Below are 25171 nucleotides of genomic sequence, written 5' to 3' on the forward strand. Positions count from 1 at the left end.
CGTTCCGGCCGATGGGCGGGTAGGACCTCCGCGGTCGCGCGGTCCCGGTCGGCGGGGCCGTTCTCAGACTCCCGGATGCACCCGAGCCGGTTGGCCCCGCGGAGAGGTCCGATCGGCCCATCTGGCCCGGTACACGGACCGCCAGGATGGTGAGCACAGTTCCCCCTGCGCACCACCTTGTTGAGGAGACCCATGCTTTCGCCCGATTCGGCCGCCGTCGTCCGCGCAACCCTGCCCGCCGTCGGCGGAGCTCTGGACGAGATAACGGCGCGGTTCTACGGCACCATGTTCGCCGAGCAGCCCGACCTGCTGGACGGGCTGTTCAACCGCGGCAACCAGGCCAGCGGTGGTCAGCGCCGTGCCCTTGCCGGGTCCATCGCCGCCTTCGCGCAGGCGCTGCTCGCCGATCCCGAGGCCAGGCCGGACGCGCTGCTGTCCCGGATCGCCCACAAGCATGCCGCGCTCGGTGTCACCGAGGACCAGTACACGATCGTCCACAAGTACCTCTTCCGTGCCATCGCGGAGGTACTCGGCGATGCGGTCACGCCGCAGGTGGCCGCCGCCTGGGACGAGGTGTACTGGCTCATGGCCGGTGCCCTGATCGCCCAGGAGGCCCGTCTCTATCAGGAGGCGCAGGTCGACCCTCGTCACCCGTGGCGGCAGTGGACGGTGGTGGAACGGCGCGAGGAGACCCCCGACGTGGTGTCCTTCCTGCTGCGCCCGGCCGACGAGGGTCCCGTGCCGCCCGCCCACGCCGGCCAGTACGTCAGCGTCAGGGTGCGGATGCCCGACGGCGTACACCAGGTGCGCCAGTACAGCCTGTCGGGCGCCCCCGGCGACCAGCCGCGCCGGGTCACCGTCAAACGGGTGGCGAGCCTGTCCGACGCGCCCGAGGGCGAGGTGTCCAACCTGTTGCACCGCACCGTCGGGGCCGGTGACGAACTCACCCTGTCCGCTCCGTTCGGCGATGTGGTCCTCGACGAGGCCGACAGCTCTCTGCTGCTGATCTCGGCCGGTATCGGCTGCACCCCGATGGTCGGCATGCTCGAACACCTCGCGGCGACCGGAGCCACCCGCCCGGTCACGGTGCTGCACGCCGATCGCTCTCCGGCAGACCATGCCTTGCTCTCGGACACCCACCGCCTGGTCGGCCGCCTGCCCGCTGCCCGGGCAGAGTTCTGGTACGAGCAGAACGCTGCCGCCGAGCCCGGCGCCCGCTCCGGTCTGATGGACCTCAAGGGACTGAACCTGTCTGCCGACGCGGATGTCTACCTTTGCGGCTCGCTGCCCTTCATGCGGGCCGTCAGGGCACAGCTGCTCCAGTCGGGTGTCCCGGCGCGCCACATCCGTTACGAGGTCTTCGGTCCCGACCTGTGGCTGGCCCACACGGAAGGCTGAGCGCAGGCGGCGCGGGGGACGTAGGACCGACGACCTGGTCTGCGGCGGAGGCTGTGCGGGCTGCCCTGACGGTGGCGAGGAGCGAGCCCGTCGTCGCGGCCCCCGGGTTCCCCCCTGGATCAGGCGGACCACGGTTCGGGGCCGTGTGGCGGGCGGGGAGGGGTCGCCCAACCCTCCCGTGAGCGGGCATGGGTGCCGCAGGGTGGGTGACACGCGGAGAGCTTGCGAAGGCGGAGGGGAACGGGCAGCAGGCGACACACGGGCTTCTCGGCCCTGATGCCAGGGCCGAGGAGTCCCTCCCCGCCAGGACCGGCCGCCCCTGGTACGTGACCGGGGAGCGCGGCAGTCTTGGGGCGCGGCACAACGGTCACAGGCCGTGGAGCACCGGCACCGCCCGGCACTTCGGTGCCCGTGAGACCTCTGCCACCATGCGGGCACACCACGACCGGTACCGAACCTGCTCACCACGGCGGCGCCCACCGGACGACCGCGCAGTCTCCGTGGCGGGACGGCATGCAGAAGTGGGCGTCACGCGGCGCCTGCCTGGTGTGGCGGGGCACTGGAGTCGGCCATCGGCTCCGGCTCTCTTCGCCCATCCTCGTGAAGGAGGACCCATCGTGACCCCTCGCACTGTCGGTGAGGTGATGACACGGGACGTCGTGCAGGCCGGCCCGACGACACCGTTCAAGGAGGTCGTGCGGTTGCTCGACCACCACCGGATCAGCGGACTGCCGGTGGTCGACGCCGACGACAAGGTCCTCGGTGTCCTGTCCGGAAGCGACCTGGTACGAACCCAGGCCTGCCGGGAAGGCTCCGCTCCGCCCCCGGCCGTGACCGCGCAGGACATGATGTCCAGCCCGGCCGTAACCGTGCACCCGGAGCAGTCCGTGCCGGACGCCGCCCGGCTCATGGAGCGCCGGGGTGTCGAGCGGCTGCCCGTGGTGGACGAGGCCGACCGCCTGATCGGCATCGCCACCCGCCGCGACCTTCTCCGGGTCTTCCTGCGTGCGGACGAGGACATCCGCCGGGAAGTGACCGAGGAGATCGTCGGCAGCGCGGAGGGACTGCCGTCCGACGCGGTCCTCGTCTCCGTTCGCGACGGTGTCATCACTCTCGCGGGCCAGGTGGAACTGCGTTCGCGGATACCGGAGATCGTCCACGCCGCCTGGCGCCTCGAAGGCGTGGTCGGCGTGGTGAACGGCCTGGGCTTCCGCATCGACGACTGTGCGGCAACGGCCGGGCCCGCTCGCATCGGGAGTTCATGAGCACGCGGCGAGCAGCCTCGAACCGCGGCTCGGGCGGCCTGGGCTGCCGATCCGGGCCGGACGGCCCCGATAGAGGCCCTCTGGCGCCTCCTGCGGCAGACGGCGCCGGAGGACAGTGAAGGCGGAGAGCGGCACGGTTCACCGCCGCACCGCTCCTGGCCGGCACCGCCGTACACCACGGCGGCCCCTGGCAACGGAGGCACATCACCATGACTCGACAGAACGTGCGGACCGAGGACCGCGTCAGGACCGACGCCCCGTCCGACACCGCGGTCGCCGTGGGCCGTCTGGTCGCGGCCGGTCTCAAGGCACTCGCCGAGTTCCGCACCCTGCACGCCCATCTGGCCACCCCGCAGGAGAGGGCGAAGCTGGAGACCTTCCTGTTCCCCGCCACCGGCGGTTCGGGCGCCGGCTGCGAGCCCAAGGTCAACGCCGCCGTCGGACAGAGCCCCGCGTGGATCGCCGAGCGGGCCGGGTTCTCGGTGCCGTAGAACACCTCGGCCCTCCTGGTCGATCGAAGCCGAACCCGTCGGCCCCGACGAGCCGTTGACCCGCGAGAAGCTCTGCCCGGTCCTCGCCGCGCTGCGCGCCGAGGAAGAACGTCACGGCTTCGGCCTCTGGCCGCCGACATGGTCGCCTTCCACGGCCAGGGCCACAGCGCCGTCATCCACACGGAAGACGCGGCCGTGGCGGAGGCGTACGGCATGCGGATGAAGACCGCACGGATCATCGTCAACTCCCCCTCCTCCCAGGGTGCGATCGGCGGCATCTACAACGGCCTGCTGCCCTCACTCACCTTGGGCTGCGGCTTCTCGGGCAGCACCTCGGTGTCCAACAACGTCTCCGCCGCCCAACTGCTGAACGTCAAGCGGGTCTCCGCCCGCCGCAACAACCTCCAGTGGTTCAGGGTCCCACCGAAGATCTGCTTCGAACCGCAGGCCATCCGCTACCTGACCTCCATGCCCGACGTCCACGAGGGCGTGGAGTTGCCCGCCGCGGCCGTCGAGCGCCTGCGTGACGCCGCCGGCATCGAGCCGACGTTCAAGGCGCTGGGAGTCGACGAACGGACCTTCCTGGACGCGCTGTCGCAGCAGGCCCTCAACGCCTACGAGGACCAGTGCGCACCGGCCAGCCCCCGGATGCCGATGCTGGACGACATGCGGGGGCTGATGCGCACGGCCTACTACGGCTGAACACGGGGCGGTCATCTCCGCGCGGAAGCTGCCGAGGTCCTCCCTGACAGCCCTGGCGGAGGACCGCCCGCAGGCACGATCACCGTCCAGCGTGCTTCGCGATCCGGGCCGGGAGCGGGCGGAGGAACGGCTCCCGCCCACCGCCGGATCCGGTGCGGCGGGTTCGGGTCAGAGCGGTGTGAGGCGCGGGCTCCGAAGCGTCTCAGCCGGTGGCGGGGCCGGTCCAGTCCGTGGGGACGTGGCCGATGCGGACTCGCTGCGGGTGGTCGCCGACGGGGATCGAGGTGACCTTCTTGCCAGTGGAGAAGTCGATGACCGTCACCTGGTCGGTGCCGCTCTCGGACACCACGCAGTGCTTGCCGTCTCCACTGACGGTGGCCCAGTACGGCTTGGAGGCGGTGACGAGCGGGCCCTCCTGAAGCGTCTCGCGGTTCACGACAGTGACGTAGTCGTCCATGGTCCCGGCGATGCAGAGCTTGTCACCCCGAGGGCTCATGGACATGCCGTGATGGCGGGAGTCGTTGACGTAGGTGGTGCGTTCGTCGCTGGTGTCCGGGTTCTTCGACAGCGTCTTCACTCGGGTGATCCTGTCGTTGCGCACGTCGTACTCGACGAAGCCGTTGAAGAAGGAGACCTGGAAGTACATCTTCGACTCGTCAGGCGTGAAGGCGACGGGGCGCAGCGCGTCGGACAGGTCCTTGCGGCCGAAGGCGTCGAGCCGCTCGCGCATGTCAATGATCTTCTTGACCTGGAAGGTCTTCGCGTCGGCGATGGTGATGCGGCGGTCGCCCTTGGTGAAGTCCTGCCAGGGCGCGTCCATGTCGGTGTTGACCTCGCCGATGGCCATGTTCCAGAGGTACTTGCCGCCGTCGGTATACACGTTCTCGTGCGGCTTGTCACCCGTCTTGAAGTTGCCTGCCTCCTTGCCCGTCGCCATGTCGAGGACGTGCACGGTGTTGGAGATGGAGGAGGAGACGGCGACCTGGGTGCCGTCGGGTGAGACCGCCATGTGGTCGGAGCGGAAACCGGACACCGGGAAGCGCCAGTTGATTTTGCCGCTCTCCATGTCGATGGAGACCACGTCGGCGAAACTCGGCCGGGAGGCGACGACGGACTTGCCGTCCTTCGTGGTGTACATGTCGTCGACGTACTGGTCATGACCCTCGCCCGGACCGAGTCGGATACCGAGGAAGAAGGCGAGCTTGACGGGGTTGAGGTAGATCTCCCACAGCCGCTCCTTCTTGTCGGGGATCATGTTGATCCGGCCGATTCTGGCGTAGTCGCCACGGGAGTTGATGACGTCGGCGGTGCCCTCCCAGTTGTTACCGACGAAGAACACCTCCTTGAGCTCCTCCAAGGCGACTTCCCGCCCCTGCTTCGGGATCTCGCTCGCGCCGGCCGAGCCGGGGACGGTGGGCAACGCACCTGCGGTCAGCCCCACGGCGACAAGGGCCACCGCGCCGAAGTTGCGCCGACGGCGAGGGCGACGGGCGGTGGAACGCGTCATGGTGAACTCCAGAGGCAGGGGTGGGCGGCGCGCCGTCAGACAGGCCCGCATCTGTTACTGGAGGTAACGTAGCCAGGAGAGGGAAACTTGAACAGAGTCCCATCGAGATTCCTCGACGGGTGCGATCGAGCCTCCGACGGTTCGCCACGGGCAGGCCCATCCGAGCCGCCTTACTCACGACGGACGAAGCCCGGAAACCCAAGCGTCTACATGGGCGTCAAGAATCCTGGGACATGCGGCGAGTCACTGTCTTCCAGGTCACCCATTCGCAACAGCATCGCAGGTCAGCTTCGGCAGGCCGACCGCAGCTCGACTTGTTTGACAGCCGGAAACAAGTCGGCTGCGAAGGCTGGAGAGGCAGGACCTGGCTGACGCGTGGCGCCTTGCCCCATGACTCCGGACTTCAGGCGTTTGTCGACGCCGTATAAGGAGCGTGGCTCAGCGGGCTGACGAGTGCGGCGAGCGCCCGCTCCAGGCCGTGCAGGTGGGCCAGGGCGGGGTCCGCGGCGGCCCCGGGAAGCTCGGGCAGATGGAAGCCCCGGGAGCCGTCCGGCGCGGTGAGCGCCTCGACGGCCGCCTCGACCCGGGAACACGCGGCCGACAGCCGTGCGTCGTGCGAGGCGTCCGGGTCGGCGGCGATGGAGGCCAGCCCCCGGACCTCCCGTACGCAGTCGTCCAGCAGCGCGAGCACCTGCCGGGCGCGCGCCTTGCGGGCCGGCAGCGGGCTCAGGGGGTGCACCAGCGGCGCGAGGGAGAGCCGGACCCGGCCGAGCAGCACCTCCAGTTCGGCGACGCGGGGGCCGGGGTCGGCGAGCGTCGAGCCGGCGAGGCGGTCGGCGGCCTCGGCCGTGCAGGCGTGCACGCAGCGCAGCGCCTTCTGGATCCACGCGTCGGTGATGGCGTGGGTGGTGACGGGAAGGACCAGCAGCACGGCGAGCACCGCGCCGAGCGCGCCGACGGCGGTCTCCGCGACGCGCAGCCAGAGCAGGGCGGCGTCCAGGACGCCCAGCACGCCGTAGAGCATCCCGACCATCACCGTCACGAAGAACATCATCCAGCTGTACGAGACCGCTGCCGTGTAGAAGATGCCGAAGACGCAGACCGCGACGATGGCGGCGGTCGGGGCGCCCGCGCCGTCGAGCGGGATGGCCACGGCGAAGCCCGCGACGATGCCGATCACCGTCCCCAGGACCCGCCGGAATCCCCGCACAAGAGTCTCGCCGCGCGAGGTGGTGTTGACGAAGACCCACCAGGTGGCGCCCACGGCCCAGTACCACCGCTGGTCGGACAGGACCTGCCCCAGGCCCAGCGCGAAGGCCCCGCCCAGGGTGGCCTGGACGGCCTGCCGGGTGGTGATGCGCAGCCGGCCCCTGCCCTCCGGGGGAGCGGGCGCGGCCATGACGGGCAGCCGCCGCTCGTAGCACCACAGGCCGAAGCGCACGGCGGACGAGGCGCACAGGGACAGCACCACGGCGACGTACAGCTCGGGCAGCTGCCCCGGCACGGTGTGCAGGAACTGGGCGGCGAAGAACGTCATGAACGCGAAGACGCCGAGGGCGTGCCCGCGTGGCCCCCAGCGCCGGGCGTACACGCCCGCCCCCAGCACGGCGAGGAAGATCAGGTCGCGGGCGACCGGCTGTTCGTGCAGCACGGCGGCGACGGCGAGAACGGGCAGACCGACGACGGGGAGCAGGACGGTGGTGACCGCCTGCCCGCGCACCGTCGGGTCGGTCACGGTGAAGAGGGCGAGCAGCGCCGCGAGGCCGCCCGTGATGGCCGCCACCAGCGAGAGGCCGGCGAGGCCGCACAGCGCGACCGCGAGGCCGATGCCGAGCACGGCCCGGCCGGCGAAGCGCAGCCGTACCCGCCCCGGGTCCGGCGCCACGAACACCCTCTTCAGCACACTTCCGCCCCTTCCGCGTCGCCGCGGGACTCGCATGAAAAAGGCGCCGCGGAAGTCCGCAGCGCCATCGACGGATCCATTGCAGCATCTATCGGGCCCCTGGATCAAACCGGGAGGAATATCCTGTACCAATGGCTCAGCGAATCCGCTGAGAGACCGACCATCAGCATGCCAACGGATCACTGGACGAACGGATCATCCGGACCGGACTCCCGTCCAGGAAACCGGAGCCGGTGGGGATCGGTGGCGTGCCGACGGCTCGCACCGGACGCAACACCCCACCGGCACCTGGTACCGCCGACGCAGCACCCCGCCGGCACGAGGTACCGCCGACGCGACGCCTCGCCGGCACCAGGTGGCTCCCTCGCCCCTGGGTACAGTCGGAGCCGCACCGGACGGCTCGGAAGGAGATCTGCGGATCATGGCGGTGGACGCTCTCGACACCCGGATCCTGCGCCTGTTGATCGAGCAGCCGCGCACCAGCGTCCGGGAGTACGCACGCATCCTCGGCGTGGCCCGCGGCACCCTGCAGGCCCGGCTCGACCGGCTGGAGCGCGACGGTGTGATCACGGGCACCGGACCCACCCTCTCCCCCGCCGCGCTCGGCCATCCCGTGCTCGCCTTCGTCCACCTGGAGGTAACCCAGGGGCATCTGGTCGAGGTGGGCGACGCCCTGGCGGCCGTGCCCGAGATCATCGAGGCGTTCTCGACGACGGGCGGGGGCGATCTGCTGACCCGTGTGGTCGCCCGGGACAACGGACATCTGGAGGACGTGATCCAGCGGCTGATCCAGCTGCCGGGGGTCGTCAGGACGCGAACGGACGTGGCGCTGCGCGAGCGGGTGGCGCACCGGGTCCTGCCGCTGGTGGAATCCGTGGGGCGTACTGCGGGCGACCGGGACCGGCCCGGGACCGGGACCGGTCAGGGGTGACCGGTCCCGTCGGTCCGGGCTGCGGCATGCTGGGGCCATGACATTCCGCCCCGTGACCGTGCCCGGATTCCACGTGATCTTCGATCTCGACGGGACGCTGGTGGACAGCGAGCCGAACTACTACGAGGCGGGGCGCCGGCTGCTCGCCCGGTACGGGGTGCGGGACTTCGACTGGGAGGTCCACACCCGGTTCATCGGCATCGGAACCCTGGAGACGCTGACCGCCCTGCGCGCCGAGTACGGGATCGACGTCCCGGTCGAGGAGCTGCTCGCCGGGAAGAACGCCCTGTATCTGGAGCTCGCCCGGGCGTCGACGGAGGTCTTCCCGCAGATGCGCGCGCTCGTGGAGTGCCTGCACGCGGACGGGGTGCCGATGGCAGTGGCCTCCGGTTCGTCCCGGGCCGCGATCGGGGCGGTGCTCGCGGTCACCGGGCTTGACGCGTACATCCCGCTGTACGTCTCCGCCGAGGAGGTCGCGCACGGCAAGCCGGAGCCGGATGTGTTCCTGGAGGCGGCCCGGCGGATGGGGGCGGAGCCTGCGGACTGCGTGGTACTGGAGGACGCCCCGGCCGGAGCGGCGGCCGCGCATGCGGCGGGCATGCGGTGCATCGCCGTCCCCTATGTGCCGAAGACCGCGTCCGACCCGGCGTTCAAGGCCGCCGACCTGATGTTCGCGCGCGGGCAGTCCGCGTTCACGGCCGAGGCCGCGTACCGCCGACTGCTCGGCTGACCCGGGCCCGGCGGCGGGCCGCACGTCCGGCCGGCGGCGCTCCCCCGGTGGGCCCTGCGGCGCTTCCCGCGCCGGAGCCCGCGGGGAGAGGTGCCGGGCCGTCAGCCCGGCCCGGTGAAAGGGCCGTCGGGCCATCCGGGCTCCGCCGGACCGATATCCTGATCATGTCGTTCGCCGCACCGCCCAGGACTCCGCCGGAGACCGGGGACCGGGGCCCCCGGGGGGGGGCCGACAGCCGGAGCGGGCCACCATTCGAGATAGGTGTACAGGTGCTGGTAGCTGGTCGGTACCGATTGATATCCCCCATCGGCCGTGGTGGCATGGGCGAGGTGTGGCGCGCCACGGACGAGGTGCTGGGACGCGCCGTGGCCGTGAAGCTGCTGCTGGGGGACCAGGCGGACGCCTCGTCGACCGCCCGCTTCCGGCTGGAGGCCCAGACCGCCGCCCGGCTGAGCCACCCGCACCTGGTGGCGGTGTTCGACTTCGGGGCCTGGGAGGACCGGTTCTTCCTGGTGATGGAGCTGGTCGAGGGGCAGAGCCTCGGAGACCTGCTGGCCGCCCAAAAGCGGGTCCATCCCGAACAGGTCGCCCTGATCGCGGGCCAGGCGGCCGCCGGGCTGGCCGCCGCGCACCGCCAGGGCATCGTCCACCGCGACATCAAGCCGGGCAACCTGATGCTGGACGCGGACGGTTCGGTGAAGATCGGCGACTTCGGGATCGCCCAGTTCGTCGACGACCCCTCGACCGCGCTGACGACGGCCGGTCACATCGTGGGCACAAGCCTCTACCTGGCTCCCGAACGCGCACTGGGACGCACCGCCGACTCCGCGTCCGACATGTACTCCCTGGGCTGCGTCGTCTATCAACTGCTGCTCGGGCAGCCGCCGTTCCGCTCGGACACCGCCACCGCGACGCTGTACCAGCATGTCGACACCCCGCCGGTACCGCTGCGGCAGCGCGGCGTGGAGATCTCCGCCGCCTTCGACTCGTATCTGCTCGGGCTGCTGGCCAAGAAGCCCGAGGAGCGGCCCACCGCCCAGCAGGTCTCCGACTGGTTCCGCACCGACGCCTGGCGCGGCCGGCCGGAGTCCCTCCCGATGCAGACGCCCACGTCCCACCGGGCGTCCGCCCCCACGCCCCCGAAGCCCTCCCCCGCGGCGCCGCCCGCACCGGTCGGCCCGGCGACGTACCGGCTCCCAGGTCCCACGGGGCGAAGACGGCAGGCGTCGGCCCGGTCGGCTCCGGCCCGCCGCCGCAGTACGCGCGAGGCGATTCGGCGGCGCCCCAGGGTGGCCAGCGCCATCGCGGGCACGGCGACGTTCCTGGCCGCCGTGTATCTCGGCATGATCCTGTTCTCCCCGGACTCCAGTTCCGCCGGCACGCCGGATCAGAGTCCGTCGTCGGGGCCCTCACAGGACGTCCGGGGCGACGGGGACGGCGACGGCGGGCAGCAGCAGTCGGAGCAGCAGGGCGGGGACCAGCAGAGCCAGAATCCGGGTCAGGACCAAGGGCAGGACCAGGATCAGGGCCGGGGCCGGGAAGACGGCGACAGCGACGGGGACGACGACGAACGGGACGACTGAGTTCCGCCCGCCGTTCCCGCGCCCGCGGTCACCAACGGTCGTGGACCTCCGCGCGGATCGACCGGTCGTACAGTTCCCGCACCGCGTCCAGCGTGGACTGCGGCAGCGGGGGCAGGGCGGCCGCCGCCGCGTTGGCACGGGCCTGTTCCACCGAGCGTGCGCCGGGGATCACGCTGGTCACGCCCGGCTGCTGGATGATCCAGCGCAGCGCGGTCTGTGCGGGGGTGGCGCCCTCGGGGGCCAGTTCGGCGAACTCGGCGGCCGCGGCGACACCGGTCACGTAATCGATGCCGGAGAACGTCTCGCCCCGGTCGAACGCCTCGCCGTGCCGGTTGTACGTCCGGTGGTCGTCGGGGCCGAAGACCGTGTCCTTGGTGTACGTGCCGGAGAGCAGGCCGGAGGCGAGCGGGACCCGGGCGATGATGCCGACGCCCGCGGCGACGGCCGCAGGGAGGACCTCGTCCAGCGGCTTGAGGCGGAACGGGTTGAGGATGATCTGCACGCTCGCGACGCCGGGGCGCGCGATGGCGGTGAGGGCCTCGGCGCAGGTCTCGACGCTCACCGCGTAGGCGGCGATCCGCTGCTCGGCGACCAGGGTGTCCAAAGCGTCGTAGACGGCGTCGGAGGAGTAGACGGCGCTGGGCGGGCAGTGCAGTTGTACGAGGTCGAGGGTGTCGGTGCCGAGGTTGGCCCGGGAACGGTCGTTCCAGGTACGGAAGTTGTCCAGGACGTAGTTCTCCGGCACCTGGTCGGCGCGGCGGCCCATCTTGGTGGCGACGAAGACGTCAGCGTCGGGGCGGTTCTTGAGGTAGCGGCCGATGAGCTGTTCGCTGCGGCCGTCCCCGTACACGTCCGCGGTGTCGAAGAAGGTGACGCCGGATCCGACGGCCGCGTCGAGGACCCCGAAGGCGTCGTCCTCCGTGACCTCGCCCCAGTCGCCCCCGAGCTGCCAGGTGCCCTGTCCGATGACCGGGACGTCACGGCCGGTCCTGCCGAGTGTGCGCTGTTCCATGAGGATCATGCTATTCCGCTTCTCGCGCGGGAAGGCCGGGAAGGGGTGAACAGCCGCACGGGCACCGCTCTGCCCCCGCTGTCGCGAGCGGCGGAGATCACCACCGCTGGTTCCGCCGCTCGGCCGGGGTGCGCCGCTGGAAGACGTTGCCGTCGACGGACCAGGTGCTGGGGCCGGGCGCACGGTCGACGGCGAGGGTGGGGAAGTCGACGGCGTACCCCTGCCCGCCCGGCAGCGTGTACGCGGCGCCGATGCCGCCGGATCCGGAGTATCCCGGGCCGTGCGGGTGCCGTGGGCGGTGCCGGGCTCGAAGCCCACAGGCAGCGGCCCGTCGTGCGGTTCGCACCGGGCGGCAGCAGAGTGGAGATAGCGGAGATGGTGGAGATGCAGAGGTATGGAGAGTCGGACCGGCGGAACGGGCCGGATCGGCGGAACGGAACGGATCGGCGAAGGGAGCACGACGTGGAGAACGACGGCGCACCGCGGCCCCACTTCGTCGTGCAGATCCATGACGCGCGCCGGCTGCACTTCGACTTCCGGCTGGAGGTCGACGGCGTACTGAAGTCCTGGGCGGTGCCCCGCGGGCCCTCGGAGAACCCCAGCGACCGCCGGCTCGCCGTGCCGACGGAGGATCACGCCCTGGAGTACCGCGAGTTCGAAGGGGTCATCCCCCGGGGCGAGTCCGGCAGCGGCACAGTCATCGTCTGGGACCAGGGCACCTACCGGCCGCTCGGGCACGACGGGCAGGGCGACCGCGTCCCCTTCGCGGAGTCCCTGGAACTCGGCCATGCGACGTTCTGGCTGTACGGGGCGAAGCTGCACGGCGAGTTCGCGCTCACCCGCATCCAGAAGGGCGACGAGCCGGACAGCGGCGGCCACGAGGCGTGGCTGCTGATCAAGGCCAACGACCGCCTCGCCGTACGCGACAGGCCCGGTTCCCCCGACCCGTACCACGCCCGCTCCGCCCGTACGGGACGGACGCTGCACCAGGTCGCCGCGGCGGCGGCCCGGGAGCCCGGGGGCTGACCGCGCGTCCCCGGGGTGGCGCTCGTGCGCCCCACCGGAGTCCGGCCCGGGGCCCCCTCTAGCCTCCCGCCCCGCGGATCTCGGCGAGCACACTGGTGTAGAGGGACCGCCGGTCGGGCCGGGCGTGGGCTGCGGCCCGGCGCAGGACCGGGACGGCCGCTCCGCCGAAGCCGGCGAGCGCGTCCCGGGCGGCCCTCCGGACCACCGGCTTCGCGTGGTCGAGGAGCCGTACGAGGTCGGGCAGCGCGGGCTCCCAGGAGGCGCGGCCGAGCGTCCGGACCGCCATGCGCACCACGTCCGGCAGCGGATCGGACAGCAGGAGCGCGGTGAGCCGGGCGTGGGTGTCCCGGTCGAACAGGGCGCGCGAGGTCCGGTGGGCGTGCAGGCGTACCCCGGTGTGCGGGTGGCGCAGCAACTCCTCGACCAGTGCGCGCAGCCCCGGGTCCGGAACGGCTCCGGGCGCGGGCGCGTGCTCCTCGACGAGGCGGGTGAGCACCCGGCGGGCCTGCTCGGGCGTTCCGGTGCGGGCGAGGCCGAGCAGTTCCGGCAGCGACGGGGGGTCCGCCGGGGCCGCCGGGGTCCGGGACGGGGTGCGCAGGGCGTCGAGCGCGGCGGCGTCCTCGTGTTCGGCCCCGGGCGCGCGCAAGGGGCCGCCGACGAGGATGAGCGCGTCGGCCAGGGCATCACGTCCATCGGTACGCAGGAGGCGCTCGGCCCTGGTGAGCGCGGGGGTCCGGAGCAGGCGCAGTCCGGTCAGCAGGTCGAGCAGCCCGAGGTCGCCCGCCTCGATACGAGGCTCCAGGAGGTGGGCGAGGACATCGGCCCGAACGGTGCGCAGCGTGGTGCGGGCCGCCTCGTGCACGGCGGGCGGACCGTGTTCCCACCACCCGACGATCAGCGGGACGAGCGGGGGCAGGTCGTCCTCGGGCAGCCGCGCCGCCCAGCGCAGCGCCCGCTCGGGCAGCACGCCGGGGGCGGTCAGTTCCGCGACGGCGGGGTGGCTGCCGCCGCCCGCTGCGGGGTGAACCTCGAGGCGGGCCCCGGAGTGGGCGAAGAGGTCCGGGGAGGCGGTGTCGGGAAGCACGTCGACCCGGCCGCGCAGATGCGCCCGCAGCACGGCAAGCGACGCATCCGGCTCGGGCCAGTCGCGCAGGGCCCGCGCGGCGGCGGTGCGGCGCTCCGGACTCCCGGCGTCCAGCATGGCCAGCAGCCGGGCCCGCTGGGCGGCCGACCGGGGCTGGTCGAGATCGTCCGCCCGCGCCGGACGCGATGCGGCTCCGGCGGCCGCGCTCGCCGCCCGGGTCTCGGCGATGATCCACTCGGGTGCGTCGAGCGGCTGGAGCTCGGTCATCCAGTCGACGATTCGCCCCCGCACGCCGGGCGCGGCCCCCGGATACGCCCCGACGAGCGCGGAAAGCAACTCCCGGGACCCGGGCACAGCGGGCACGGCGGGCACACGGCCGACCTCATCCGCACCGGCGGCACAGCAAGCCCCTTCCGCACCAACGGCACGACAGGCCTCTTCCGCACCAGCGGCACCGGGGACACACCGGGCTCCAACACCGGCCCCGGCGCGGGCACCGGCAGGGGCACCGCGCCCCCGAAACTCCGCCAGCGCTTCGGGCGTCCGCACTGCCTCGGTCAACGCGGCGCGCCAGACGGTTGGTTCGCCGATATTCGCCCGCTCCTCCGGTACGCCGAACGCCTCGCGGAGCACCGCGGGCGCGGCTCGCCAGGGGTCGGCGCCGAGGTGGGCGGCGGCCAGAGCCCGGTCGAGATCGGCGCGGACGAGCACCGCGCCCAGCTTCCGGAGCAACGTGAGTGCGGAGGCGGCCGTACCGGAACGGGGCCTGCTGTCCGGGCCGGCGGGTGGCAGGGCGCGCAGCCCCTCGACGACGGTGAAACGCTGGACGCCGGACAGGTGCGGTGCGACCGCGTGCAGAACGTCGATCAGCTCCCCGCAGAACCGGGCCGGCGCCCATGGGGCCGCGGCCCCGCCTGCCCCGGCCGCCTCCGCCCCGGCCGTGGCGGCGTCGAACACGTCGGTCACCGTAGCGCCGTGCCGGGCGAGTACCGCCACCTCGTCGGCGGACCACGGCGCCGGACACAGACGCAGCGCGCACAGCAGGAGACGGCTACGCAGTCCGGCCTCGCCGATGCTGTCCGCCAGGCCGAGCCAGTAACCCAACAGGCCGCGTGCTGCGGGACGTTCGCCGGAGTCGCAGATGTCCGGGGGCACCGGACGCCGGGCGATGCGCAGGGCGAGCGCCGGGTCCCAGCCGGCCCGCAGCAGAGCCGTCACATCGGGGTCGGCCCCGCCCGGTGGCCCGCCCGGGGCGCCGGGCGGCGTCGGCACGCCGTGCCGGGTCAGCGGCTCCGCCAGGTCCGCCACGGTGCCGGCGGCGAGCCGGACGCCGCCTTCGGCGACGAGCGTCAGCAGGGCGGGGACGACCGGCGAGGCCCCCGCGTCGAGGGCGAGCACGGCGCGGGCGGTCACCTCGCGGTCGAGGGCGCTCAGCAGGAGACGGCGGGTGCGCTCGTCGCGGGCCGCTTCGGCTGCGGCGAGGAGCGTGGCGGTGCAGGCGTTGCCCACGACGGCCCGCAGCGCCCGGGTCAGTGCGGACCGCAGCCCCGGATTGTCGTCGCGGCCGAGCGCCCGCAGGAGATGCGGTACGGAGGCGGGTGAGCCCGCGTGGAGGAGGGTGGCTGCCGCGGTCTTCCTGATGTTCATGTTCGGGTGGTGGAGGCAGGCGGCGACCGCCTCGCCCGCCCAGCGGGCCCGTGCCGTGCCCAGGGCCAGCAGGGCCGCCCGTACGGTCCGGATGTCCGGGTCGCAGGTCAACGGGACGAGCGTCGCGGACAGGGCGCGGGCGTCCTTGCCCGAGGCGTCGTGGGCCAGCAGGGCGATGACGTGCTTGCGCACGTGCGGGTCGCGGCCGCGCAGCAGCCGGTGCACCCGGGCGCGGGTGGACGCGGTCGCGGGGACCTGGAGCAACGCCTTGAGCAGCACCGCCTGTTCGCCGCCGGTGAGCCCGGGGCGCTCCAGCAGGCCGAGCACCGTCGCGGCGAGGAACGCGTGGCCCGCGCCCGTGTCGTCCGGCGCGTCGAGCAGACAGACGGGCCTGATCCGCCGCCGCCCCCGCAGCCGGCGCCCGAGGGCGCGCACCGCTTCCAGCACCTCGTGCGGCAGCTCCGGTTCGCCGTCCGGTCGGGCCGGGCCGGCGGGTTCGGCGCCGGGCCGAAAGGCGTCCGTCCTCGGCCGGGGCGGGCCGGCGGCGGGGTCGCGGGGCGCGGCGAGATCGCGCACGATGCGCAGGAGCAGGTCGGCCATGAGGGACAGGGCCCCCGCACCTGTGTACTCCGTGATCCGGCACAGCGACGCCACGGGGTCGTCCACGTCCACGCGGGCGCGCAGTACGGCCAGTTCCCGCTCGTCGGGTGCGCCGAGGTCGGCCTCGATCTCGTGCGGCAGGACCTGGGGGTCGAGCCGGGCGAGCAGGTCCCGGCGCTGCCCGGGGTCGCGGGTGAGGTGCCACAACAGGGCCAGCGCCCGGTCGCGTACGGGGCGCAGTTCGGGTGCGACCGGGAGGCGGGGGGACCCGTCCGGGGCTGTGGGCGGGGCGTCCACCGGGTCGCCGACGCCGAGCCCCCGGGCCAGCGCCGATCGCGTACGGTCCCCGCCGATGGCCTCCAGGGCGTCCAGCGCGGCGGCCGGGGCCGTGGGCAGCAGGGCGAGTACGGCCTCCTCGGCGCCCGGGGGTCGCAGGACGCGGATCGCGTCGAGGAACGGGCGCGGGGCGCGGGCGGCCGGGAGGAGCTGTGCGACGGCCTCGCCGATGGGGACGTCGGCGGCCCCCTGCCGTGCCAGGGCGACGAGCAGTTCCAGCCGGCGCGGCCAGTCCGGGGCGGTGGGCGGGGCGCCGGTGAGGGCGTCGAACAGCGGGCGACGGCAGGTGTAGAGGACCGTGGCGAGGTCCTCCGCCGGAAGGGTGCGGTCGGCCAGGGCCAGGTCGAGGAGCGGCCCGACGTCCGGATCCGCCGGGAAGTGGCCGCGGCGGTGCAGTGCGCGCAGACTGCTCAGTACGGGCCCGGCGAGCAGGAGCGGGTCCGTTGCGGCCAGGGCCACCAGGCGGGCGGTGTCGGTGCGTTCCGCCCGTTCGCCCAGGAGTTCCACGGCCTGCCGGCGCAGAGCCGGAGTCCCGGCCGGGTCCTCGGCCGTGGTCCACAGCACCGTGTGGTGACCGTGCCGGGATCCGGTGACGAGAGCGGCGGCCGCGCGGGCCGGCGACGACCCGACCTGGTCGGCGCACCGACCGTCCCGGGCATCCGCCGCCCTGCTCAGCAGTGACGGGTCCAAGGGCGTCACCGCCGCCCAGGGCTCGGCGAGTTCGCGCAGCGCACCGGTCACGACGTCGTGGTCGGGCGCGTCGAGCAGCCGGACCAGCCGGCCGCGTACGAACGCCGGTGCGAGCAGTCCGGCGTACAGCCCGTCGCGGGCCAGCCGCAGCGCTTCGGCCCGAAGGACCGGGTCCCCGGTGTCGACGAGTTCGGCCACGAGCAGGTCGGGGCGGTGCGCGTCGGCGGCGTGGCTCTCGCGGACGGCCCGGTAGAGGAGTTCGCCCGCCGGTTCCGTGCGCAGCACCGCCGGGTCGCCGAGGAGTTCGGCGCGCAGCCAGGCGATCCGGACCCGGACGGGCAGCCCGGCCGCGCGCCAGTCGGGCAGCCGGTGCCCCGGCCGCTGCCTCGCGAGCCGGGCGTGGAGCCCCGCGAGCAGGAGGGACTCCTCGGGCGACGCCCCCGGGGAATCGGGCAACAGACGGGCCATCAGGGCCGGCTGCTCGGCTCCGACCGCTCCCCCGCCTCCGGCATCCGTGGTGCCCATGGCGGCCGTGGCGTCCATGACGCCCGTGGCAGCCGTGGTGCACGTAATGCCCATGACGCCCGTGGTAGCCGTGGCGTTCGCGATGTCCGTGCGCTCGGCGAGGAGGGTGAGGCCGAGGTGCCGTATCCGGGGCACGGCGTGCCGGACCATCCGGGCGAGCAGTTCCGGCGGGCAGGTACGGGCGTCGAGGCGCCGGGCGAGCAGACCGGCGTCGGCGCGATCGAAGGCGGCGTGGACCGGTTCATCCGGCAGAGTGGTCACCGGCGGAGCGTAGGCGGGCGGTTCACTCCGCCGCCTCGGATTATTCGGACGCCTGGTACCGCACCGGCCCCGCCCTGGTCGATGATGTGGCCCGGGGCCGCCGCCCCGGCAGGGGCAACGGCCGTTGGACGAAGGGGTTGTGATGCGGGAACTGCCACCGGATCCGGCGACGACGAACGCACGGAAGGCGTCCCTCGGCGGCGAGGACGCCCAGGTGATCGTGGTGGGGGCGGGTCCGGCCGGCTCGTCGGCCGCGTATCACCTGGCGCGGGCCGGAGTGGACGTGATCCTGCTGGAGAAGGCCCGTTTCCCCCGGGAGAAGGTGTGCGGCGACGGTCTCACCCCGCGCGCGGTGCACCAGCTCATCCGGATGGGCGTCGACATCACCGCACCGGGCTGGACGCGTTCGCGCGGTATGCGCTGGGTGGCCGGGGAGCACCGGGTGCACATCGAATGGCCCGCGCTGGGCCGCTACCCGGACTTCGGCCTCTCCCGCAGCCGGCACGACTTCGACGACATCCTGGCCCGGCACGCCGTGGCGGCCGGGGCCCGGCTGTACAGCGGCTGGAAGGCGGAGCGGCCGCTGACGGACCGGGCGGGCCGGGTCACGGGGGTCGCCGCGGTCCCGGACTCCCCGGACGCCCGGGAGCCGGCCGACTTCCGCGCGCCGATCGTCATCTCCGCCGACGGGGCGTCCGCCCGCCTCGCCCTGGCGCTGGGTCTGGAGCGGGACCCCGGCCGGCAGATCGCGACCGCGGCCCGGCGCTATTACCGCAGTCCGGAGCGCTCCCAGGAGGAGTACCTGGAGTTGTGGGCCGACCTCCGCTTCCCGGACCAAGGCCCGTACCTGCCCGGCTACGGCTGGATCTTCCCGATGGGCGACGGCCGGGTCAACGTCGGCCTCGGTGCGCTGCCCCACCGGCGGCACGGCACGGCGGACCTGCGCGCCACCCTGGACCAGTGGCTGGCCCGGACCCCGGAGGACTGGGGGCTGCGCGAGGAGAACGCGCAGGGCCCGGTCCGCAGCGCCGCCCTGCCCCTCGGTTTCAACCGCCATCCGCTGTACGCGCGCGGGCTTCTGCTGGTCGGCGACTCCGGCGGCATGGTCAGCCCCTGGAACGGCGAGGGCATCGGCCAGGCGATGGAGGCGGGCGAGGTCGCGGCCGAGACCGCGGCCCTCGCCCTGGCCCACCCCCGGGGGCCCCGCCGCGAACAGGTGCTGCGCGGCTACCCGGTGGAGATGAACCGCCGCTGGGGCCGCTACTACCGCCTGGGCAACACCGCCGCCGACCTGATCTTCAGCCGCTCGGGCTTCCAGCCGGTGCTCAACCGGTACGTCATGGGCTCGCCGTTCCTCCTCAACACGCTGGCCCGGCTGCTCACCGACCTGACGGACAGGCCTTCGCGCGATGGGATCGACCACGTACTAAACACGGCGTTCCGCCTCGTACCGGCCCCGAGGCCGGGCCCGCGCCGCGGCCGGTCCCGGAAGGTCTGACGTGGGGCTGAGGCGGAGGGCTGACGCGGGGCGGGAACGCGTCGGCCGGCCCGTCTCCGGCAGCGGGCGGCCCGGAAGATGGTGTCCCGGAGGCGGGTGTCCGGGAGGCGGGTGGCCGGGCAGCGCACCGGGCGGCGTACGGTTTCGACGACAGGTGACCGGTGGACCGAGGAACGGACCGATGACGGCATGAGGATGACCGCGCGGGGGCTCAACCGCTCCACGCTCGCCCGGCAGTTGCTGCTGCGGCGCGAGCCGCTGGACGCCGCCGAGGGGGTGCGGCGCGTGGTCGCACTCCAGGCCCAGCAGCCGGCCTCGCCCTACCTCGCCCTGTGGAACCGGCTCGTGGGGTTCGACCCGGCCGGTCTCGACGCCGCGTTCACGGAGCACGCCGTGGTCAAGGCGACGCTGATGCGGCTCACGCTCCATGCCGTGCACGCCGACGACCACCCGGCGTTCCGGGAGGCCATGCATCCGGTGGTGCGCGCGACCCGGCTGAGCACCCGCTTCACCGCCTCCGGGCTGACGGCCGAGGACGCCGACGCGCTGGTCCCCCGGCTGCTGGAGTTCGCGGACCGGCCCCGGAGCACCGCCGAATGCGAGGCGTGGCTGGGCGAACAGCTGGGCGAGCCGCCGAGGCCCGGCGCGTGGTGGGGGCTGCGGCAGTACACACCGCTGCTCCACGCGCCCACCGCCCCGCCGTGGTCGTTCGGTCACCGGCCCTCGTACATCGCGCCCCGGACCGGTCCCCTGCGGACGGATCCCGGCCCGGAGGCGTCGGCCGCGGCCCTGCGGACACTGGTCCTGCGCTACCTCTCGGGGTTCGGGCCCGCCTCGGTCGCGGACGTGGCGCAGTTCGCGATGGTCACGCGGACCAGGGCGCGAGCGGCGCTGGCAGACGTCGCCGGGCTCCTGGAGCGGCTGACGGGGCCGGAGGGCGAGGAGCTGTTCGACCTGCCGGGCGCCCCGCGTCCGGACGGCTCGGAGCCGGCACCGCCCCGGCTGATGGCGATGTGGGACAGCGTCCTGCTGGCTTACTCGGACCGCGGCCGGGTCCTCCCGGAGGCGTACCGCCGGGTCGTGATCCGTGCGAACGGTGACGTCCTGCCGACGCTGCTGGTCGACGGGTACGTCGCCGGGGTGTGGCGGCCGGTCGCCGGGGGCGTGGAGGCGACCGCGTTCCACCCCCTGGCCGACGATGTCTGGGAGCGGCTGGCCGTCGAGGCCCGCTCGCTGGTGGGGCTCCTCGCCGACCGTGAACCAGAGGTCTACCGCCGCTACGGCCACTGGTGGGGCCACCTCCCGGACGCCACCGTGCGGCTGCTGCCCGGGGGTTGAGCGGGGGGTTGAGCCGGGAAGCCTGATCTCGAACTCGCGAACGATTGCTCTACAGCACTGTAGATTCAGCACTGCCAGGGGCGTCTGGGAACCGGATGCCCCGTCGTCCAGTCCGCTCCAGAGAAAGCAGTAACCATGTTCGGGATCGGCGAGCTCACTCTCCTACTCCTGGTGATCGTGGCGGTGCTGGCCGTGAAGAGGCTGCCCGACCTCATGCGGTCGGCCGGTAAGGCCGCGCGCATCCTCAAGAGCGAGAAGCGGGCGCTCAAGGAAGAGGACGGCCGGGCGGCGGAGGCGGGCGGACAGCCGCCGTCCCCGCGGGTGATCCGCGGGGAGACGGCCGAGCGGGACACCCCCTAAGAGCGTTCCCGGGGGTCCTCAAGGTCCTCCCCCGGGGGGCGTCGGCGGGTGCAGCAGTCTGGCGAGCAGGTCGTCCAGGCTGACCAGCCCCGTGAGCCCGCCCTCCCCGTCGCGTACGACGGCGATCGTGGCCCGCCGCTCGCGCAACTGCTCCACCGCGTGTGCCGCGATCGCGTCCGAGGCCAGTTCCGGGACCGGACGGGCCAGCGCGCGGGCGAGGACGTCCCGGCCTCCGGCGCGGGCCACCAGGGCGTCCCGGGCGTGCACCGATCCGAGGACCTCCTCCCCGTCCCGTACGAGCAGGCGGGTGCGGTCGGCCTCGGCGGCGGTGGCCAGGATCAGGTCGATTCCGGCGTCCGCCGGGACGGTCACGATCCGCTCCACGGGAATCCGGAGCGCGGAGACCGGGGTCTGCGGCTCGGTCAGGGACCGGGTCATCAGTCCGGAGTCGCCCTTGCTGATCAGGCCGAGACGCTCGGACTCCTCGATCAGGTGGGTGAGCTGGTCGCGGTTGTGCACCGAGGCGAGTTCGTCGCGCGGGGTGACCCGGCACAGCCGTACGAGGGAGTTGCTGATCGCGTTCAGCAGCCGGATCAGCGGGCGTACGACGCCGACGACAGCCCGGAAGGCCGGGCTCAGCAGCATCGCGGAGCGCTCCGGGTGGGCGATGGCCCAGGATTTCGGGGCCATTTCACCGACCACCATGTGCAGGAAGACGACGACGGTCATCGCCAGCGCGAAGGCGATGCCGTAGCTGAGGGCGGCGGGCAGTCCGAGCCGCTCCAGCAGCGGGTCCAGCTCGTGCGAGATGGCGGGCTTGGACACGGAGCCCAGGCCCAGGGTGCAGATGGTGATGCCGAGCTGGGCTCCCGCGAGCATCAGCGACAGCTCGCGCATCCCGGCGAGCGCCGCCTTGGCCCCGCGCTGCCCCTGGGCTGCGGCCTGTTCCATGCGGTGTCGCTTGGAGGCGACCAGGGCGAATTCGGCGGCGACGAAGAAACCGCTGCCGATCAGGAGCAGGACGGTCACGAAGAGCGCCATGGGGAAGCTCATGCCTGCGGCTCCTGTTCGGTGTGTTCAGTGCGTTCGCCGCGTTCCGTGCGTTCGCCGGCCTCGGTACGTTCGCCGTCCTCGGTACGTTCGATGCGGACGTACTCGGCGACGTGCCGGTCGAGGGAGCGCACCTCGATCCGGACCGCGTCGACGGTGAGCCGGTCGCCCACGGTGGGGAAGCGGCCCAGCCGGTCGATGATCAGTCCGGCCAGGGCGTCGTAGTCGTCGCTCCCCTGGGGGAGTTCGACGCCGGTGGCCTCCTCGATCTCGTCGAGGCGACGGCCCGCGTCCACGATCCAGCCGGAGCCGTCGGCGACCGCGAGTTCGACGACGGTGTCGGACTCGTCGGCGATGTCCCCGACGAGTTCCTCGGCGATGTCCTCGTAGGTGACGATCCCGGCGAGACCGCCGTGCTCGTCCAGGACGACGGCGAACTCCTCGTCGCGCTCACGCATCTGCGCGACCGCCGCCGGGAGTCTGAGGAGCTCCGGCAGCAGGAGGGGGCGGCGCGCCAGGGATCCGACGGTGGTGCTCCCGACGTCGGCGGCGGGCAGCCGCATCAGCTCCTGTACACCGAGGACTCCGGCGGGGTCATCCGGGTGGTCCCCGAGGACCGGGTAGTTGGAGTGCCCGTGCCGGGCGATCAGTTCGACGGCCTCGGCGGCGAAGGCGTCCCGGCGGACGAAGGCCACGTCGGCGCGCGGCACCATCACCTCGCTCAGGGGCCGCTCGGAGAACTCCAGGACGTGGTCCATGAGTTCGGCCGTGGCAGCGGGGAGTTCACCCTGCTGGTGGGACTCGCCGATGAGGTGGCCCAGCTCCTCCAGGGTCGCGCCGTGGTGGAGCTCCTCGACCGGCTCGATGCCGATCCGGCGCAGCAGCCTGTTGGCGACGCCGTCGAAGACGTGGACCACGGGTCCGACGATCCGCAGGTAGACCAGAGTGGAGGAGGCGAGCGACTTCGCCATGCTCTCGGGCACGGCGAGCGCGAGGTTCTTGGGAGCGAGCTCACCGAGGACCATCTGGATGACGGTCGCCACCACGAAGGAGAGCACCACGGAGATGCCCGAGACCAGTCCGTCGGGGAGCCCCGCGCCGTTCAGGGCGGGCCGCAGGAGGGCGGAGACGGACGGTTCGGCGAGGAAGCCGACGACGAGTCCCGTGACGGTGATGCCCAGCTGCGCGCCGGACAGCATGAAGGAGAGGCGCTCCAGCACGTTCACGGCGCGGGCGGCCCGCTTGTCCCCGGCCGCGGCCTCCCGGACGAGGGTCAGCCGGTCGGCGGAGACGTACGCGAACTCCTGGGCCACGAAGTAGCCGGTCCCGGCGGTGAGGACGAACACCGCGAGGAGGCCGAGCAGGGCGGAGGTCATCGGTCACCCGCCCCAGGTGTGAGGCGGCGGGCGGCCCTGCCCGGGGCCGCGGGTCGGTGACGGTGGGGGTCGGGCCCTGAAGGACCCGGACTGGCGGACAACGCATGGCTCCTGTCCTGCTGGATGCTCCAGCTACGACAATCGGGTGGGACGCGTTCCGGTCGGGCGGTGTGACCGGCCTCCCGGCGGTGACGCCGGGTGGCGTCGGGTGTCGCCGTCGTACTCCTGCGCGACGATCGGAGTGAGGGCCCGGACATGATTCTCCATGCCGGGCGGTGACGGACCGATGTCCGCTCCGCTTGTCGCGGTGCGTTTCCGGTGCCGACGAGGGTGAATCCGAGGGCGTACAGCTCTTTGACTGCGGGCTACGACGGCGTCGACGCCTCCAGTACGAGGAACAGCGCGACGGCCGCGTTCAGTGCGCACAGCGCGGAGACGGTCGTCCCGGCCGCGGCGACGAGTGCGGCGGCGAAGGCCGGGGTGAGGGCGGGGGGCCAGCCCCGGTCCGGCGGTACCGGGCCCAGGAGCGCTGCCACCCGGCGCGGCACCGGCCCCGCGGCGGCGAAGGCGGCTAAGACCCTGCCGGCGGAGACCGGGCGGGAGACGAGCGCCGCCTTGCCGACCGCGCGTGCGGTCAGCCGGCGGTCGCCGGTGACCCGGGCCGCCTCCTCGTCCGCCCAGCGCTCCGTGCTGTAGACCAGGGCGCCGAGCAGCGGCCACAGCAGGGGGTTGACGCAGCCGGCCAGCCGCGTCGCGAGCAGCAGCCGGTGGTGGCGGCCCGCCAGGTGGGCCCGCTCGTGGGCGAACAGCGCCCGGTGCTCGGCCGGTTCGAGGGAGGCGAGCAGGGCCGTGGAGACCATCACCCGCCCCGGGGAGCCGGGGAGCGCGTAGGCGTACGGGACCTCGTCGGGCAGCACGGTGACGTCGTCGTCGCCCGGCAGACCCGCGAGCGCCCGGTGGGCCCGTGCCCGGAAGCGGTAGTGGCGGTGGACGGTGAACCCGCAGCCCGCCGTGACGGCGACGAGCGCCAGGATGGACGCCTTGCCCGCGAGCGCGTCGTGCGGGACGGCCTCGCGGACCTCGTCGTCGGACCAGCCGTCGGGCAGCGGGTTGCCGGGCAGCTGGGCCGTGCCCACGACGACCAGCAGCCCGAGGCACACCAGGCTGCAGGACGCGAGGATCACGGCGACGGTGGTCAGCAGCCGGGCGGCCCGGCGGGGGTGCAGGTGCTGTTCGGCCAGCCGCGCGATCGGCAACGCCGTCAGGGGCAGGACGAGGGGCAGGTAGACGAAGACGCCCATCGTCAGTACTCCGGCCGGTCCGCGGTCGCTCCGGTGGCCTCGGGACCGCTCCCGGCGAGCAGGGACCGCAGCAGGTCCTCGTCGTGCGAGGAGAGGACGGAGACGAAGCTGGAGAGCACCGCGTCGCGGTCGCTCTGCTTGTCCAGGAGGCGGCGCATCCGCAGGGCGGCGAGCCCCGCCTCGTTCGCCACGGGCTCCCACAGGACGGGGCGCCCCCGGCCGGTGCGCGTGACCGCCTGCTTGGCGTGCAGACGCGTCAGGATCGTGATGACGGTGCTGTACGACAGGCCCGCGCCGAGCCGGTCCAGCACCCAGGCGGCGGTCACCGGCTCGCTCGCCCCGCCCAGCACCGACAGCACCTGGGCCTCCAGCTCGCCCTGGCCACGCCTGCGGACAGGCGTTTCCCGTTCGCCACCGGCACTTTCGGCGTCCACGGTCCGGCCCCTTTCTCCGTACGGCCGCCCCGGGCTCGGCGCTTCGCCTGCCGGGCATCGGGAAATCGTATCCAGCCGGCGGCGGGACCGGCTACCGACCGGGGCCGGGCCGCTCGCCTCCTG

General features: G+C 73.3%; 17 protein-coding genes and 2 pseudogenes. 10 read left to right on the plus strand and 9 right to left on the minus strand.

Annotated features, from left to right (window positions below; all coding sequences use genetic code 11):
- Positions 1–192 precede the first annotated feature (192 nt).
- From ACGF2Y_RS28355 to ACGF2Y_RS28365, 3 genes and pseudogenes are all read left to right on the plus strand, one after another.
- A complete protein-coding gene (locus ACGF2Y_RS28355) occupies positions 193–1398 on the plus strand; it encodes a globin domain-containing protein (protein WP_392953069.1) in 1206 nt (401 codons plus the stop codon).
- A gap of 617 nt (positions 1399–2015) precedes the next feature.
- A complete protein-coding gene (locus tag ACGF2Y_RS28360) occupies positions 2016–2663 on the plus strand; it encodes a CBS domain-containing protein (RefSeq protein WP_392953072.1) in 648 nt (215 codons plus the stop codon).
- Between the two features lie 308 nt (positions 2664–2971).
- Positions 2972–3676, plus strand: a pseudogene (locus tag ACGF2Y_RS28365) (bifunctional acetaldehyde-CoA/alcohol dehydrogenase); the annotation flags it as partial.
- A 382-nt stretch (positions 3677–4058) separates the two neighbouring features.
- On the opposite strand, the gene ACGF2Y_RS28370 reads toward ACGF2Y_RS28365, so the two are convergent.
- On the minus strand, positions 4059–5363 hold the full coding sequence (locus ACGF2Y_RS28370; RefSeq protein ID WP_392953075.1) for a YncE family protein: 1305 nt from the start codon (positions 5361–5363) through the stop codon (positions 4059–4061).
- 403 nt (positions 5364–5766) lie between these two features.
- Complete coding sequence (locus ACGF2Y_RS28375; protein ID WP_392953078.1) at positions 5767–7266, minus strand: FUSC family protein; 1500 nt, start codon at positions 7264–7266, stop codon at positions 5767–5769.
- 421 nt (positions 7267–7687) lie between these two features.
- On the opposite strand from ACGF2Y_RS28375, the gene ACGF2Y_RS28380 reads away from it, so the two are divergent.
- From ACGF2Y_RS28380 to ACGF2Y_RS28390, 3 genes are all read left to right on the plus strand, one after another.
- On the plus strand, positions 7688–8197 hold the full coding sequence (locus ACGF2Y_RS28380; protein ID WP_392953081.1) for an Lrp/AsnC family transcriptional regulator: 510 nt from the start codon (positions 7688–7690) through the stop codon (positions 8195–8197).
- 37 nt (positions 8198–8234) lie between these two features.
- On the plus strand, positions 8235–8927 hold the full coding sequence (locus ACGF2Y_RS28385) for an HAD family hydrolase (protein WP_392953083.1): 693 nt from the start codon (positions 8235–8237) through the stop codon (positions 8925–8927).
- 320 nt (positions 8928–9247) lie between these two features.
- Positions 9248–10510, plus strand: coding sequence for a serine/threonine-protein kinase (locus ACGF2Y_RS28390; protein ID WP_392953085.1), 1263 nt, complete (start codon positions 9248–9250; stop codon positions 10508–10510).
- 28 nt (positions 10511–10538) lie between these two features.
- Here ACGF2Y_RS28390 and ACGF2Y_RS28395 read toward each other — a convergent pair whose 3' ends face one another.
- Both ACGF2Y_RS28395 and ACGF2Y_RS28400 read right to left on the minus strand, forming a co-directional pair.
- Positions 10539–11531, minus strand: coding sequence for an aldo/keto reductase (locus tag ACGF2Y_RS28395; RefSeq protein WP_392953087.1), 993 nt, complete (start codon positions 11529–11531; stop codon positions 10539–10541).
- Between the two features lie 91 nt (positions 11532–11622).
- A pseudogene (locus ACGF2Y_RS28400) lies at positions 11623–11840 on the minus strand (glycoside hydrolase family 16 protein); the annotation flags it as partial.
- 144 nt (positions 11841–11984) lie between these two features.
- Here ACGF2Y_RS28400 and ACGF2Y_RS28405 point away from each other — a divergent pair.
- Positions 11985–12548, plus strand: coding sequence for a DNA polymerase ligase N-terminal domain-containing protein (locus ACGF2Y_RS28405; protein ID WP_392953090.1), 564 nt, complete (start codon positions 11985–11987; stop codon positions 12546–12548).
- 58 nt (positions 12549–12606) lie between these two features.
- Here ACGF2Y_RS28405 and ACGF2Y_RS28410 read toward each other — a convergent pair whose 3' ends face one another.
- Positions 12607–17691 carry a HEAT repeat domain-containing protein gene (locus ACGF2Y_RS28410; RefSeq protein WP_392953093.1) on the minus strand — a complete coding sequence of 1695 codons (5085 nt, stop codon included), beginning with the start codon at positions 17689–17691 and terminating at the stop codon, positions 12607–12609.
- A gap of 142 nt (positions 17692–17833) precedes the next feature.
- Here ACGF2Y_RS28410 and ACGF2Y_RS28415 point away from each other — a divergent pair, with 142 nt between their 5' ends.
- The 3 genes from ACGF2Y_RS28415 (at position 17834) to ACGF2Y_RS28425 (ending at position 20887) form a co-directional block, all read left to right on the plus strand.
- On the plus strand, positions 17834–19189 hold the full coding sequence (locus tag ACGF2Y_RS28415) for a geranylgeranyl reductase family protein (protein ID WP_392953095.1): 1356 nt from the start codon (positions 17834–17836) through the stop codon (positions 19187–19189).
- Positions 19190–19378: 189 nt separating this feature from the next.
- Complete coding sequence (locus ACGF2Y_RS28420; RefSeq protein WP_392953098.1) at positions 19379–20527, plus strand: winged helix DNA-binding domain-containing protein; 1149 nt, start codon at positions 19379–19381, stop codon at positions 20525–20527.
- Between the two features lie 135 nt (positions 20528–20662).
- Entirely contained in the window at positions 20663–20887 is a 225-nt protein-coding gene (locus ACGF2Y_RS28425; RefSeq protein WP_392953100.1) for a twin-arginine translocase TatA/TatE family subunit, read from the plus strand.
- An 18-nt stretch (positions 20888–20905) separates the two neighbouring features.
- Here the strand turns inward: ACGF2Y_RS28425 and ACGF2Y_RS28430 are convergent, their stop codons facing one another.
- From ACGF2Y_RS28430 to ACGF2Y_RS28445, 4 genes are all read right to left on the minus strand, one after another.
- Positions 20906–21940, minus strand: a complete 1035-nt coding sequence (locus ACGF2Y_RS28430) for a hemolysin family protein (RefSeq protein WP_392953103.1) — start codon at positions 21938–21940, stop codon at positions 20906–20908.
- Entirely contained in the window at positions 21937–23313 is a 1377-nt protein-coding gene (locus ACGF2Y_RS28435; protein WP_392953105.1) for a hemolysin family protein, read from the minus strand. The genes ACGF2Y_RS28430 and ACGF2Y_RS28435 overlap by 4 nt, the downstream gene beginning before the upstream one ends.
- A 365-nt stretch (positions 23314–23678) precedes the next feature.
- Positions 23679–24614, minus strand: coding sequence for a M56 family metallopeptidase (locus ACGF2Y_RS28440; RefSeq protein ID WP_392953107.1), 936 nt, complete (start codon positions 24612–24614; stop codon positions 23679–23681).
- Between the two features lie 2 nt (positions 24615–24616).
- Positions 24617–25048: a BlaI/MecI/CopY family transcriptional regulator gene (locus tag ACGF2Y_RS28445; RefSeq protein ID WP_392953110.1), complete on the minus strand. Its 432-nt coding sequence runs from the start codon at positions 25046–25048 to the stop codon at positions 24617–24619.
- Between the last annotated feature and the right edge of the window lie 123 nt (positions 25049–25171).

It is taken from the genome of Streptomyces sp. NPDC048142, assembly GCF_043202835.1.
GTDB lineage: Bacteria > Actinomycetota > Actinomycetes > Streptomycetales > Streptomycetaceae > Streptomyces.